Here is a 13,302-nt window from a genome sequence, read left to right as displayed (position 1 = left end):
CCTGATGTCGAACAAAGATGAGGCGCCCAGCGATCTGATTCGCGCGCGGGATGTCGGCGGGTTCGACATCTGGTCGTTGCCCAGCTTCGATCCCCATGTGCCCGAGCCTGAGCCGGAGCCGGAGCCAGAACTGCCGGTGGAGTCCGAGGAAGTGCCGCTGGACGAAGTCCAGCCACTGACCCTCGAAGAGGTGGAGGCCATCCGTCAGGAGGCTTACAACGAAGGCTTCGCTGCCGGTGAAAAGGACGGCTTTCGCAGCACCACCCTCAAGGTCCGCCAGGAAGCCGAGGCCGCGCTGAGCGTCAAGCTGGCCAGCCTGGAGTGCTTGATGGGCACGCTGTTCGACCCGATTGCCGAGCAGGATTCGCAGATCGAAAAAGCCATGGTCGGCTTGGTGGAGCATATTGCCCGCCAAGTCATCCAGCGCGAACTGGTGCTGGATTCCAGCCATATCGAAAGCGTGATGCGCGAAGCCCTCAAGCTGCTGCCCCTGGGGGTCGGCAATGTGCGCTTGTACATCAACCCCCAGGATTTCGAACAGGTCAAAGCCCTGCGCGAGCGCCATGAAGAAACCTGGCGCATCGTCGAAGACGCCTCGCTGCAGCCCGGTGGTTGCCGCGTCGAGACCGAGCACAGCCGCATCGATGCCACGGTGGAAACCCGCATCAGCCAGATCATGGCCAAGCTGTTCGATCAACTTCACGAACAGGCCCTGCACCCGGCCGAGCCTGACCTGAGCGTTGAGCTGGACGCCCCCGATGCGCCTTGATCGCACCAGTTTCGCCAAGCGCCTGGGCGGTTATGCCGAGGCCACCGAGCTGCCCGGCCAGCCGATCCTCGAAGGGCGCCTGTTGCGCATGGTCGGCCTGACCCTCGAAGCCGAGGGCCTGCGCGCCGCCATGGGCAGCCGCTGCATGGTGATCAACGACGACAGCTATCACCCGGTGCAAGTCGAAGCCGAGGTGATGGGTTTTTCCGGCAGCAAGATTTTCCTGATGCCCGTGGGCAGCCTGGCGGGCATTGCTCCCGGTGCGCGCGTGGTGCCCTTGGCTGACACCGGCCGCCTGCCCATGGGCATGAGCATGCTCGGCCGCGTGCTTGATGGCGCTGGCCGTGCGCTGGACGGCAAGGGCGGTATGAAGGCCGAAGACTGGGTGCCGATGGACGGCCCCACCATTAACCCGCTCAACCGCAACCCCATCAGCGTGCCGCTGGACGTGGGCATCCGCAGCATCAACGGATTGTTGACGGTCGGCCGTGGCCAGCGTTTGGGTCTGTTCGCCGGTACCGGCGTGGGTAAGTCGGTGTTGCTGGGCATGATGACCCGTTTTACCGAGGCCGACATCATTGTGGTGGGGCTGATCGGCGAGCGGGGTCGTGAGGTGAAGGAGTTCATCGAGCACAGCCTGGGTGAAGAAGGCCTCAAGCGCTCGGTGGTCGTGGCCTCACCAGCGGACGATGCGCCGCTGATGCGTCTGCGCGCGGCCATGTACTGCACGCGCATCGCCGAATATTTTCGCGACAAGGGCAAGAACGTCCTGTTGCTGATGGACTCGCTCACCCGTTTCGCCCAGGCCCAGCGGGAAATCGCCTTGGCCATCGGCGAGCCGCCTGCTACCAAGGGCTATCCACCGTCGGTCTTCGCCAAGCTGCCCAAGCTGGTGGAACGTGCCGGTAATGCCGAGGCCGGGGGCGGCTCGATCACCGCGTTCTATACCGTATTGTCTGAAGGCGACGACCAGCAGGACCCGATTGCCGACTCGGCGCGGGGCGTGTTGGACGGCCATATCGTGCTGTCGCGGCGCCTGGCTGAAGAAGGGCACTACCCGGCCATCGATATCGAAGCCTCCATCAGCCGGGTGATGCCGGCCGTGGTTACGCCGGAACACATGACCCGTGCCCAGCACTTCAAGCAATTGTGGTCGCGTTACCAGCAGAGCCGCGACTTGATCAGCGTCGGCGCCTACGTGGCCGGGGGGGATCGCGAGACCGACTTGGCGATTGCCCTGCAACCGCAGTTGGTGACCTACTTGCGCCAAGGCCTCAACGACAAGATCAGCATGGGCGAGAGCGAAGCGCACCTGGGTACGATCTTCGCCCCGGCGCCCGGCGGCTAAGCCATGGCCAGCACCCGTTCGTCGCGTCTGGCCCCGGTGGTGGACATGGCCGAAAAGGCCGAGAAAACCGCTGTGCAACGCCTGGGGTATTTCCAGGGGCAGGTCCGCCTGGCCGAAAGCAAGTTGGGCGACCTGGAGCGTTTTCGCAGCGAATACCAGCAGCAATGGATCGAGCGCGGCAGTAAGGGGGTGTCCGGCCAGTGGTTGATGGGCTACCAGGGCTTTCTCAACCAGCTGGAAACCGCCGTCGGCCAGCAGCGCCAAAGCCTGGCCTGGCACCAGAACAACCTCGATAAAGCCCGTGAAAGCTGGCAAGCCGCGTTCGCCCGCGTCGAGGGCCTGCGCAAATTGGTGCAGCGCTACATCGACGAAGCCCGCGCCATCGAAGACAAGCGCGAGCAGAAGCTGCTCGACGAACTCTCCCAGCGCCTCCCGCGCCAATCCCAATTCTGAACTCCACCCCCGCATAACTGTAGGCGCCGGCTTGCCGGCGATAACGGTTTACCAGGCGCTGATGAGCCCGCCGATAGACCGCCATCGCCGGTAAGCCGGCGCCTACAGTTGAGGTGGGGTGTTGCTCAGATGCGGTTCGCCTGCTAAACCTTGTGTCATTGCCAATGACAAGGAGCAGTCGCATGTCAGTCGAATCAGAAGTATCCCTGGACGGGAAGAAGTTGACGATCGCGATCAAGGGGCGGTTCGATTTCGGCAGCCACCAGACGTTTCGGGATGCCTACGAGCGCTTCTACAAAGTGCCGGAGCTGTACGTCGTCGACTTGAAAGAAACCACCTACATGGACAGCTCCGCGCTGGGCATGCTCCTGCTGCTGCGTGATCACGCGGGTGGCGATGAGTCGGAAGTGCGAGTGGTCAACAGCAATTCCGATGTGCGCAAGATCCTCGCCATTTCCAACTTCGACAAGCTGTTCGACATCAGTTGAGCACCCTGGCCCCCGTCCCGGAACCGCTCACGATCCTGATCGCCGAAGACAGCGCCACCGATCTGCTGTTGCTGTCGACGATTGTGCGGCGCCAGGGCCACCAGGTGCTCACGGCCACCAATGGCGCTGAAGCCGTCGAGGTCTTCACCCGTGAGCGCCCGCAACTGGTGTTGATGGATGCGCTGATGCCGGTGATGGACGGCTTCGAGGCGGCGCGCCGGATCAAGCAGTTGGCAGGCGAAGAGCTGGTGCCGCTGATTTTCCTGACCTCCCTGCGCGAAAGCGAAGCCCTGGCCCGTTGCCTGGATGCGGGGGGTGATGACTTCCTGCCCAAACCCTATAACCAGCTGATTCTCGCCGCGAAGATCAACGCCATGGACCGCCTGCGGCGGTTGCAAGCCACGGTCTTGCAGCAGCGCGACCTGATCGCCAAACACCATGACTATCTCCTGCACGAGCAGCGGGTGGCCAAGGCGGTGTTCGACAAGGTTGCGCACTCGGGCTGCATCAATGCGGCGCCCAACATCCGCTACCTGCAATCGCCCTATGCGCTGTTCAACGGTGACCTGTTGCTGGCGGCCTACACACCGTCCGGTGACATGCACGTATTGCTCGGCGACTTCACCGGCCACGGCTTGCCGGCAGCCGTCGGCGCCATGCCCTTGGCTGAAGTGTTCTACGGCATGACGGCCAAGGGTTACGGCCTGGCGCAGACCTTGCGGGAGATGAACGCCAAGCTCAAGCGCATCCTGCCGGTGGACATGTTCTGCTGCGCCACGCTGTTATGCCTGAGCACCCAGCGGCGGGTGGTGGAGGTATGGAACGGCGGCATGCCCGAAGGCTATGTGCATGAAGTCGCCACCGGCAAGCGTACGCCGCTTGAATCGAGGCATTTGCCGTTGGGGGTGTTGTCGGCGCAAGCGTTTGATGACAGCACCGAGGTGTGGCCCATGGCGTTGGGCGACCGGGTGTTTTTGCTGTCTGACGGCGTGCTGGATACCGCTGACGCCAATGACCAACTGTTTGGCGTCGAGCGCCTGCAACAGGTATTTGCCGCCAACCGCGAGCCCGACCGCCTGTTCGAAGACATCGAGCAGGCGTTGGCCGCGTTTCGCGGTGAAGTGCGCGATGACGTCAGTCTGGTCGAGATCACCTTGCAGCCCGGCCAGTCGTTGCGCACAGCGCAACCGCTGTATGCCGACAGCGGCCAGTCGTGCCCGCTGGACTGGTCGGTCAGTTTCGAATTCCGTGGGCAGACCCTCAAAAGCTACAACCCGTTGCCGTATTTGTTGCAACTGTTACTGGAGATTCATGGCTTGCGTGAGCAGAGCGGGGCGCTCTACAGCGTCATGGCCGAGCTGTACTCCAACGCGCTGGAGCATGGCGTGCTGGGCCTGGATTCGCGGCTCAAGCGTGATGCCGAGGGGTTCGCCCACTACTATCGCCAGCGCAACGAACGGCTGGCGCAACTGAGCAGCGGTTATGTGCGCGTGCATGTGCAGGTGGTGCCGACCGACACCGGTGGCAAGATGTTGTTGCGCCTCGAAGACAGCGGCCCCGGGTTCGACGTGGAAAAGATGCTGGCCCGGCCGTTGGACGTTGACCGTCTGTCTGGCCGGGGGTTGAGCCTGGTGCGTCAATTGAGCAGCAATGTACGCTGGTCTGACGGTGGGCGCAGTGTGTGCGTGGAGTTTTGCTGGGGGGCTCTGGCATAATCCGCCGATTCTTGATCAAGGAGCGAGCAAGTGGCTGAGATTCATCTGGACCCGGACGTGCTCTCGGGTTTGCAGGAAGTCATGGAAGGCGAGTACCCCAAGTTGCTCGATACCTTTCTCGATGATTCGCAAAAACGTGTCGAAGCGCTGCGCAAGGCGCGCGACGATGCCAAGGCGTTGGGGCGGATTGCCCATAGCTTCAAGGGCAGCAGCGGCAACCTTGGGGCGGTGCGGTTGGCGCAGTTGTGCCAGCGGCTGGAGGTTGAGTCGGCGGGGGCTGCGGCGGACCTTGGGGATTTGGTGGATCAGATTGATCATGAGTTTGCTTTGGTTCGGCCGCTTTATGAGTCGGAGCGGGGGCGGTTTGGGGTTTGATCTGGTTTGAGTTTGAGTACATATCCATTTCTACGGTAACGGCTGCTGGCGGTTCCGCTCTTACAGCGGGTCACTTTCGAAAAGCGCGAAAGTAACCAAAGCGCTCTTGCCCCAACACTCGGCACCTCGCCTAGGCTCGGTGTGCCCTCACTCCGGCTTTGGAGCGTGGGCCGCCGCGATGGGCCATCCTTGGCCCAGCGCGGCTAACCCGGCGTCCTGCCGGGTTACCCACGCTCCAAAGCCTGCGTTCGGCCAGCGTGTTTGACGGGGCGCCTCAGATCAAAATCAAAAGCAAGAGCACGGCGGCCTAGTAGCCGACCTGAGTGGTGAGGATCAAAGGCGAAGAACTATCGCTGGTTTGATTGGGTTTGTCGGGTGTATCAAGGTGTATGACGCGACGCCATCACTGTGGGAGCTGGCTTGCCTGCGATGGCATCTATGCGGTGTACCTGATTCACCGAGGTGTCTGCATCGCCGGCAAGCCAGCTCCTACACGTATCTGCTTTTGATCTAACCACTCAAGCCGGCTGTCAGGCCGCTGTGCTTTTGCTTTTGATCTTGATTTTGATTTTGATCTTAGGCGCCCCGTCAAACACGCTGGCCGGAATTCGGCAGGGATTTGGGGGGTAAGCCGGCAGGACGCCGGCTTAGCCGCCCCGCGCCATGGATGGCGCGTGGCGGCGGCCCCCCAAATCACTGTCGAATTACGGGTATGCCGAGCCTAAGCGAGGCACCGAGTGTTGGGGCAAGAGCCCTTTGGTTACTTTGGGCTGGGCCGGCATTCCGGCTTTTCCAAAGTGACCCGCCGTAAGGGCGGAACCCATACCAGCCATCACCCAAATAACGGATATGTACCCCGCAAACCCAACCAACCCCAAAACCTGGCCCGACTCTTGCTCTACCTCCCAATACTGCATCCCCGATCCCCAATGCAGTGGAGACCTTTACCTATGCCAGTCGCCCCGAACACCCTCCTTCAGGCTGCCCCCGCAGCCAAGCCTCAAGCGCCCGCCGCGACACCTCCGGCAGCGGCTGCGGCCCCACAGGACAAGGGCCCTGGCTTCGCTCAGGTGTTCGCCAGCCAAGGCGCCAAGCCGACGGTAAAGACCGACGACACCCCGTCCAAGCCTTCTCGTGACAAGACCTCCGACGCCAGCGCCAAGCCTGCTGACAACAGCAGCAAGCCTGCCGCCAGCACGCCAGCGGTTGCCGATAGCGGCAAACCCTTGCCTGCCACGCCGCCGGCCAAGTCCGATGACAGCGCCAGCAGCGACGACGACAAACCCACCGACCCGTCCCTGGTGCAGCAACCCCCGGTTGACCCCGTCGTCGACCCGGCGCTGATTGCCACCGTTACCCCTGTGGCCGTGCCGGTCCCTGTGCCGACGGTGACGCCGACGCCTGCCGCTGCGCCTGAAGAGCCCCAGCCGGTGGTGGCCGCTCCTGTGGCGGCCACCGACGAAGCCAAGCAACCCGCTTTCGACCCTTCCGCCGACCCGCTGGATTCGATGCCCGCCGTGCGCCTGGCGATGGAGCAGGGCGGTCACGTCTCCGCCAGCAGCCAGACGCCGCAAAAAGCCGCGCCTGCGCCGACTCAGGACCAGCCGACCGCCGCGCAAAACTTCGCCGCAGGCCTGGCCAACATGGTCGACCAGCAGGCCGCCAAGGACAGCACCGACACCGGTGGCGACAAGACCTTCAGCAGTCTCATCGACGGTGGCCTCAAGGACTTGAAGGACGCCAGCAGCGATACCCGTGTCGATGACTTCGCCAACCGTCTGGCGGCGCTGACCCAGGCCGCCACGCCGAAAACCGCGAACGCCTTGCCGCCCGTGGCCAACGCGCCGTTGGCCATGCACCAGAGCGGCTGGACCGAAGAAGTGGTCAACCGCGTGATGTACCTGTCCAGCGCCAACCTCAAGTCGGCCGAGATCCAGTTGCAGCCGGCCGAGCTGGGTCGCCTGGACATCAAGGTCAACATGGCGGCCGACCAGCAGGCCCAGGTCACCTTCATGAGTGGCCATGCGGTGGTGCGTGAAGCGCTGGAAAGCCAGTCCGGCCGCCTGCGTGAGATGTTCGCCCAGCAGGGTATGGGGCAGGTGGACGTCAACGTTTCCGACCAGTCCCGTGGCTGGCAGGGCCAGGGCCAGGAGCAGCAACAACAGCAGAACCAGGCCCGTGGCGTGAGTGGTAGCGGTGGCCGTGGTGATGGCGGTGATATGGCCGATCACGCCGAAGTCGCAGCGGCTGTCGCGCCGGTCACCTCCACCGTGATTGGCTCCAGCGCCGTCGATTACTACGCCTAATGTGAGCCCTGCAAAGATCTAAATGTGGGAGCGGGCTTGCTCGCGAAAGCACAGTGTCAGTCAACGGATTCGTCGATTGGCCCACCGCATTCGCGAGCAAGCCCGCTCTCACATTTGATTTGCGGCGTTCCTTCGTCCCCGATCACCAGACAACTCTGGCATAACACTTGCTCTTGCCTTTCCGTAGATCTATGAATCCCCGAATAGTGACGGATTATTGGCATGGCGAAGAGCGACGACGCAGCAAAACCCCCAGCAGCCAAAGGCAAGCTCAAGCTTATCTTGTTGATTGTGCTGGGCCTGGTCCTGGCCATCGGCGCGTCGGTGGGCGGCACCTGGTACATCATGCACAGCAGTGCCAGCAAACCGGCCCCTGCCGCCGAAACCGCCACCAACGTCAAGCAACCGGCAATCTTCGAGCCGATGCTTCCGGCCTTTGTCGCCAACTTCAATCAGAACGGTCGTCAACGCTACCTGCAGGTGAGCATCACCTTGCTGGCACGTAACCAGGCGGACCTGGATGCGCTCAAAGTGCACATGCCGGTGATCCGCAACAACCTGGTGATGCTGTTTTCCGGGCAGAGCTTCGACAGCCTGGCCACTCCGGTAGGCCAGGAAATGCTGCGCCAGAAGGTCACTGCCAGCGTGCAGGAAGTGGCCCAGAAAGAGCTCGGCAAAGTCGTGGTCGAGCAGGCGCTCTTCACTAACTTCGTATTGCAGTAGGATCACGACATGGCCGTGCAAGACCTGCTGTCCCAGGATGAAATCGACGCGCTGTTGCATGGCGTCGACGATGGTCTGGTACAGACCGAAATGGCTGCCGAGCCCGGCAGCGTCAAAAGTTATGACCTGACCAGCCAGGATCGCATCGTCCGTGGACGCATGCCGACCCTGGAAATGATCAACGAGCGTTTCGCCCGCTACACCCGTATCAGCATGTTCAACATGCTGCGCCGTTCGGCGGACGTGGCGGTGGGCGGCGTGCAGGTGATGAAGTTCGGTGAATACGTGCACTCGTTGTACGTGCCCACCAGCCTCAACCTGGTCAAGATCAAGCCGCTGCGCGGCACCGCGCTGTTCATTCTCGACGCCAAGCTGGTGTTCAAGCTGGTGGACAACTTCTTCGGCGGCGACGGCCGTCACGCCAAGATCGAAGGGCGTGAATTCACCCCGACCGAACTGCGTGTGGTGCGCATGGTGCTGGAGCAGGCCTTCATCGACTTGAAGGAAGCCTGGCAGGCGATCATGGAAGTCAATTTCGAGTACATCAACTCGGAAGTGAACCCGGCCATGGCCAACATCGTCGGCCCCAGCGAAGCCATTGTGGTGTCCACTTTCCACATCGAACTCGATGGCGGTGGCGGTGACCTGCACGTGACCATGCCGTACTCGATGATCGAGCCGGTGCGCGAAATGCTCGACGCCGGTTTCCAGTCCGACCTCGACGACCAGGACGAACGTTGGGTCAAGGCCCTGCGCGAAGACCTGCTGGACGTCGACGTGCCGCTGAGCGCCACCGTGGCCCGTCGCCAGTTGCGCCTGCGCGACATCCTGCACATGCAGCCGGGTGACGTGATCCCGGTGGAACTGCCGGAAGAACTGATCATGCGCGCCAACGGTGTGCCGTCGTTCAAGGTCAAGCTCGGTTCCCACAAGGGCAACCTGGCGTTGCAAGTGGTCGAGCCGATCAACCGTCGCTGATCCGCCCTAATTTTTTGATGAATTTTCGCTGCGCCGAGGACATGTAATGGCTACCGAACACGAAAACACTTCCGCCGAAGACCAGGCCCTGGCTGACGAATGGGCTGCGGCCCTGGAAGAAACCGGCGATGTCGGCCAAGACGACATCGACGCGCTGCTGGCCGCCGACGCTGCCACTGCACCGGCCGGCAACCGCCTGGCGATGGAAGAATTCGGCAGCGTGCCGAAGAACAACGACCCGGTGAGCCTCGATGGCCCGAACCTGGACGTGATCCTCGACATTCCGGTGTCGATCTCCATGGAAGTGGGCAGCACCGAAATCAACATCCGCAACCTGCTGCAACTGAACCAGGGTTCGGTGATCGAGCTCGATCGCCTGGCCGGTGAGCCGCTGGACGTGCTGGTCAACGGCACCCTGATCGCCCACGGCGAAGTGGTGGTGGTCAACGAGAAGTTCGGCATCCGCCTGACGGACGTGATCAGCCCAAGCGAACGCATCAAGAAGTTGCGCTGATATGAAGTATTCGATGGCGGGACTGTTTCTGGCGCTGCCATTGAGCGCCCTGGCGGCCGAGCCGGTGGCGCAGGCCACGACGGCGGCGGCGCCCGTGGTGAGCAGCGGCATCGGTGGGCAATTGACCCAGTTGGTGCTCGGCTTGCTGCTGGTGGTCGGCCTGATCTTCGTGTTGGCCTGGTTGATGCGCCGTGTGCAGCGTATCGGGCCGGGCAATGGCCAGGTCATCGAGATGATCGGCTCGCGCGCCCTCGGCCCGCGGGATCGCCTGGTGCTGGTGCAGGTGGGTGATGAGCAGATTCTGCTTGGCATCACGCCGGGCCGCATCACCCCGTTGCACGTGCTCAAGACGCCGGTGGAAGTGGCCCAGACCCAGGCCGCCACACCCGAATTCGCCCAGCGCCTGATGGAGTTGCTGGGCAAGGATCAGAAGGATAAGAAGTAATGCGCGTTTTATTGACGCTCATGCTGTTGCTGGCCGCGCCGATGGCGATGGCCGCCGACCCGTTGTCGATTCCGGCGATCACCCTGGGCACCAACGCGGCCGGGGCCCAGGAATATTCGGTCAGCCTGCAGATCCTGCTGATCATGACGGCGCTGAGCTTTATCCCGGCGTTCGTCATGCTGATGACCAGCTTCACGCGGATCATCATCGTGTTCTCGATCCTGCGCCAGGCCCTGGGCCTGCAGCAGACGCCGTCGAACCAGATCCTCACCGGCATGGCCTTGTTCCTGACGCTGTTCATCATGGCGCCGGTGTTCGACAAGGTGAACCAGCAAGCCCTGCAACCTTACCTGGCGGAAAAACTCACCGCCCAGGACGCCATCGACAAGGCCCAGGGCCCGATCAAGGACTTCATGCTGTCGCAGACCCGTTCCAGCGACCTTGAACTGTTCATGCGCCTGTCCAAGCGGACTGACATCGCCAGCCCGGACCAGGCGCCGCTAACGATCCTGGTGCCGGCGTTTGTCACCTCCGAGCTCAAGACCGCGTTCCAGATCGGCTTCATGATCTTCATCCCGTTCCTGATCATCGACCTGGTGGTGGCGAGCGTGCTGATGGCGATGGGTATGATGATGCTGTCGCCGCTGATCATTTCGTTGCCGTTCAAGATCATGCTGTTCGTGCTGGTGGACGGCTGGGCGCTGATCATCGGCACCCTGGCCAGCAGTTTCGGCGGGGTATAGCGCGATGACGCCAGAAGTTGCGGTCGACCTGTTCCGTGAAGCGCTGTGGCTGACCACTATGATGGTTGCCGTGCTGGTGGTGCCCAGCCTGTTGGTGGGCCTGCTGGTGGCGATGTTCCAGGCCGCGACCCAGATCAACGAACAGACCTTGAGTTTTCTGCCGCGTCTGTTGGTGATGCTGATCACTTTGATCGTTGCCGGCCCGTGGCTGGTGCAAACCTTTATGGAATACATCCTGCAGCTGTACGGCAGTATTCCGCAGTTGATCGGCTGAGCCCATGCAGTCTGTGCTGGCACTGACCGACACCCAGATCAGCACCTGGGTGGCGTCCTTCATCTTGCCGATGTTCCGTGTCACGGCCGTGCTGATGACCATGCCGGTGTTCGGCACCACCCTCGTGCCGCGCCGCATCCGCCTGTATTTCGCGTTCGCCATCACCGTGGTGATCGTGCCCGGGCTGCCGCCGATGCCGCCGGTGAATGCCTTGGACCTCAGTGCCCTATTGCTGATTGCCGAACAGATCCTGATCGGCGCGCTGCTGGGCTTTTCCCTCACGTTGTTTTTCCAGGCGTTCGTGATCGCCGGGCAGATCATCTCGATCCAGATGGGCATGGGCTTCGCGTCCATGGTCGACCCCACCAACGGTGTGTCGGTGGCGGTGATCGGGCAGTTCTTGACCATGCTGGTGACCTTGATCTTCCTGGCCATGAACGGCCACCTGGTGGTGTTCGAGGTGATGACCGAGAGCTTCACCACCTTGCCGGTGGGGTCCGGGCTGGTGGTGAGCCACTTCTGGGAGCTGGTCGGCCGACTCAGTTGGGTATTGGGGGCGTCATTGCTGCTGGTACTGCCGGCCATCACTGCGCTGCTGGTGGTCAACATCGCGTTTGGCGTGATGACCCGTGCGGCGCCGCAGTTGAACATCTTCTCTATCGGTTTCCCGTTGACCCTGGTGTTGGGCATGGGGATTTTCTGGATCGGCATGGCCGACATTCTCAATCAGTATCAACCGCTGGCGACCGACGCCTTGCAGTTCTTACGTGATCTGGCGCGGGCACGTTGAGCCATGGCCGAGAGCGAGAGTGGCCAGGACAAGACAGAAGACCCCACGGAGAAACGTAAAAAGGACTCCCGGGAAAAGGGCGAGATTGCCCGCTCCAAAGAGCTCAATACCCTGGCGGTGATGCTCGCCGGCGCCGGTGGCCTGCTGATCTACGGCGGTGGCCTGGCGCTGGACCTGATGGAGTTGATGAAGCTCAACTTCTCCCTGCCCCGCGAAGTGCTGCTGAGCCCCGGCGCCATGGGGCTGTACCTGTTGCACTCGGGGAAAATCGCGATTCTGGCGGTGCAACCGGTGCTGATTACGCTGCTGCTGGCGGCGCTGATCGGCCCGGTCTCCCTCGGCGGCTGGTTGTTTGCGCCCGGCAGCATGGCGCCCAAGTTCAGCCGCATGAACCCCGGGCCCGGGCTCAAGCGCATGTTCTCCAGCAAGGCGCTGGTGGAACTGCTCAAGGCCTTGGCCAAATTCATTCTGATCCTGTTTGTGGCGCTGACGGTGTTGTCGTCCGACATTGATGATTTGCTGCGCATCGCTCATGAACCGCTGGAGTCGGCGATCATTCACAGCGTGCAATTGGTGGGCTGGAGCTCGCTGTGGATGGCCTGCGGCCTGATCATCATTGCGGCGGTAGATGCGCCGATCCAGCTGTGGGAAAGCCACAAGAAGCTGCTGATGACCAAGCAGGAAGTGCGCGACGAACACAAGGATCAGGAAGGCCGCCCCGAGGTCAAGCAGCGTATTCGCCAGCTGCAGCGCGAAATGTCCCAGCGCAAGATGATGGCCGCGGTGCCCGACGCCGACGTGGTCATCACCAACCCGACCCACTACGCCGTGGCGCTCAAGTACGACCCGGAGAAGGGCGGCGCGCCGATGCTGCTGGCCAAGGGCAGTGACTTCACCGCGCTGAAGATCCGTGAAATTGCAGTGGCCAACGACATCCTGTTGCTGGAATCGCCCGAGCTGGCGCGGTCGATCTTCTACTCCACCGACCTCGATCAGGAAATCCCCGCCGGGCTGTACCTGGCCGTGGCGCAGGTATTGGCCTACGTCTATCAGATCCGCCAGTACCGCGCGGGCAAGGGCAAGCGCCCGGACCCGCTCAAAGACCTGCCTATCCCCCCAGAACTGCGCCGCGATTCCTGACAACCCGCTCACTACAAATTTACCGTTCGTCGGCGATTGCGGTTGACCTGTCAAAGTTGACAGGGGTTGTTGGCATGGCTTCGCGGTTTGATAGTGCTGCACGTTATCAAGCGGCAGTCGGGAGCACTGTGATGGCGACGGGTAGCGTCCCAAAGGGCTGCAAGCCGCGAATGTTTGTAGACGCTGAGTGACAAACGGTCTGGACTCGTACCTACCAAGCAAAAGTTGGAAGGCTTCTTGC

General features: G+C 62.2%; 15 protein-coding genes. All 15 read left to right on the top strand.

Annotation, left to right across the window (positions count from 1 at the left end; translation table 11 throughout):
* The first annotated feature begins 4 nt into the window (after window positions 1-4).
* The 15 genes from fliH to flhB all read left to right on the top strand — a co-directional run bounded on the left by fliH (window position 5) and on the right by flhB (window position 13,061).
* Window positions 5-769, top strand: coding sequence for a flagellar assembly protein FliH (gene fliH / locus M2394_RS20625; protein WP_259174315.1), 765 nt, complete (start codon window positions 5-7; stop codon window positions 767-769).
* Complete coding sequence (fliI, locus tag M2394_RS20620; RefSeq protein ID WP_178919793.1) at window positions 759-2,117, top strand: flagellar protein export ATPase FliI; 1,359 nt, start codon at window positions 759-761, stop codon at window positions 2,115-2,117. The genes fliH and fliI overlap by 11 nt, the downstream gene beginning before the upstream one ends.
* A 3-nt stretch (window positions 2,118-2,120) precedes the next feature.
* Window positions 2,121-2,570, top strand: a complete 450-nt coding sequence (fliJ, locus tag M2394_RS20615; RefSeq protein ID WP_065909807.1) for a flagellar export protein FliJ — start codon at window positions 2,121-2,123, stop codon at window positions 2,568-2,570.
* Between the two features lie 182 nt (window positions 2,571-2,752).
* Window positions 2,753-3,058, top strand: coding sequence for an STAS domain-containing protein (locus tag M2394_RS20610; protein WP_178919792.1), 306 nt, complete (start codon window positions 2,753-2,755; stop codon window positions 3,056-3,058).
* The gene (locus tag M2394_RS20605; protein WP_259174306.1) at window positions 3,055-4,773 is read left to right on the top strand and encodes a fused response regulator/phosphatase; all 1,719 of its coding nucleotides are present in this window, start codon (window positions 3,055-3,057) and stop codon (window positions 4,771-4,773) included. Before M2394_RS20610 ends, M2394_RS20605 begins: the two co-directional genes overlap by 4 nt.
* A gap of 30 nt (window positions 4,774-4,803) precedes the next feature.
* The gene (locus M2394_RS20600) at window positions 4,804-5,148 is read left to right on the top strand and encodes an Hpt domain-containing protein (RefSeq protein WP_259174303.1); all 345 of its coding nucleotides are present in this window, start codon (window positions 4,804-4,806) and stop codon (window positions 5,146-5,148) included.
* 950 nt (window positions 5,149-6,098) lie between these two features.
* Window positions 6,099-7,454, top strand: coding sequence for a flagellar hook-length control protein FliK (locus M2394_RS20595; RefSeq protein ID WP_259174298.1), 1,356 nt, complete (start codon window positions 6,099-6,101; stop codon window positions 7,452-7,454).
* Between the two features lie 222 nt (window positions 7,455-7,676).
* Window positions 7,677-8,177, top strand: a complete 501-nt coding sequence (gene fliL / locus M2394_RS20590) for a flagellar basal body-associated protein FliL (RefSeq protein ID WP_178925707.1) — start codon at window positions 7,677-7,679, stop codon at window positions 8,175-8,177.
* 9 nt (window positions 8,178-8,186) lie between these two features.
* Complete coding sequence (fliM, locus tag M2394_RS20585; RefSeq protein WP_105523143.1) at window positions 8,187-9,155, top strand: flagellar motor switch protein FliM; 969 nt, start codon at window positions 8,187-8,189, stop codon at window positions 9,153-9,155.
* Window positions 9,156-9,201: 46 nt separating this feature from the next.
* Window positions 9,202-9,669 (top strand): flagellar motor switch protein FliN, encoded by a 468-nt coding sequence (gene fliN, locus M2394_RS20580; protein ID WP_003192941.1) that lies wholly within the window; start codon window positions 9,202-9,204, stop codon window positions 9,667-9,669.
* A 1-nt stretch (window position 9,670) separates the two neighbouring features.
* The gene (gene fliO, locus M2394_RS20575; protein ID WP_178925708.1) at window positions 9,671-10,114 is read left to right on the top strand and encodes a flagellar biosynthetic protein FliO; all 444 of its coding nucleotides are present in this window, start codon (window positions 9,671-9,673) and stop codon (window positions 10,112-10,114) included.
* Window positions 10,114-10,857 (top strand): flagellar type III secretion system pore protein FliP, encoded by a 744-nt coding sequence (gene fliP, locus M2394_RS20570; RefSeq protein WP_259174277.1) that lies wholly within the window; start codon window positions 10,114-10,116, stop codon window positions 10,855-10,857. The genes fliO and fliP overlap by 1 nt, the downstream gene beginning before the upstream one ends.
* Before the next feature lie 4 nt (window positions 10,858-10,861).
* Complete coding sequence (gene fliQ / locus M2394_RS20565) at window positions 10,862-11,131, top strand: flagellar biosynthesis protein FliQ (protein WP_003214552.1); 270 nt, start codon at window positions 10,862-10,864, stop codon at window positions 11,129-11,131.
* A gap of 4 nt (window positions 11,132-11,135) precedes the next feature.
* Window positions 11,136-11,921, top strand: coding sequence for a flagellar biosynthetic protein FliR (fliR, locus tag M2394_RS20560; protein WP_176999080.1), 786 nt, complete (start codon window positions 11,136-11,138; stop codon window positions 11,919-11,921).
* Between the two features lie 3 nt (window positions 11,922-11,924).
* Window positions 11,925-13,061: a flagellar biosynthesis protein FlhB gene (flhB, locus tag M2394_RS20555; protein ID WP_176999079.1), complete on the top strand. Its 1,137-nt coding sequence runs from the start codon at window positions 11,925-11,927 to the stop codon at window positions 13,059-13,061.
* Window positions 13,062-13,302 lie beyond the last annotated feature (241 nt).

This window comes from Pseudomonas sp. BIGb0164 (assembly GCF_024810135.1).
Lineage (GTDB): Bacteria > Pseudomonadota > Gammaproteobacteria > Pseudomonadales > Pseudomonadaceae > Aquipseudomonas.
The sequence above is the reverse complement of the archived record's forward strand: the minus strand, read 5'-3'. Positions and strand labels throughout refer to the sequence as shown.

Coding starts and splice junctions, on each gene's coding strand:
- fliH (WP_259174315.1), top strand. CDS start 5: ATGTCGAACAAAGATGAGGCGCCCAGCGATCTGATTCGCGCGCGGGAT.
- fliI (WP_178919793.1), top strand. CDS start 759: ATGCGCCTTGATCGCACCAGTTTCGCCAAGCGCCTGGGCGGTTATGCC.
- fliJ (WP_065909807.1), top strand. CDS start 2,121: ATGGCCAGCACCCGTTCGTCGCGTCTGGCCCCGGTGGTGGACATGGCC.
- M2394_RS20610 (WP_178919792.1), top strand. CDS start 2,753: ATGTCAGTCGAATCAGAAGTATCCCTGGACGGGAAGAAGTTGACGATC.
- M2394_RS20595 (WP_259174298.1), top strand. CDS start 6,099: ATGCCAGTCGCCCCGAACACCCTCCTTCAGGCTGCCCCCGCAGCCAAG.
- fliL (WP_178925707.1), top strand. CDS start 7,677: ATGGCGAAGAGCGACGACGCAGCAAAACCCCCAGCAGCCAAAGGCAAG.
- fliM (WP_105523143.1), top strand. CDS start 8,187: ATGGCCGTGCAAGACCTGCTGTCCCAGGATGAAATCGACGCGCTGTTG.
- fliN (WP_003192941.1), top strand. CDS start 9,202: ATGGCTACCGAACACGAAAACACTTCCGCCGAAGACCAGGCCCTGGCT.
- fliO (WP_178925708.1), top strand. CDS start 9,671: ATGAAGTATTCGATGGCGGGACTGTTTCTGGCGCTGCCATTGAGCGCC.
- fliP (WP_259174277.1), top strand. CDS start 10,114: ATGCGCGTTTTATTGACGCTCATGCTGTTGCTGGCCGCGCCGATGGCG.
- fliQ (WP_003214552.1), top strand. CDS start 10,862: ATGACGCCAGAAGTTGCGGTCGACCTGTTCCGTGAAGCGCTGTGGCTG.
- fliR (WP_176999080.1), top strand. CDS start 11,136: ATGCAGTCTGTGCTGGCACTGACCGACACCCAGATCAGCACCTGGGTG.
- flhB (WP_176999079.1), top strand. CDS start 11,925: ATGGCCGAGAGCGAGAGTGGCCAGGACAAGACAGAAGACCCCACGGAG.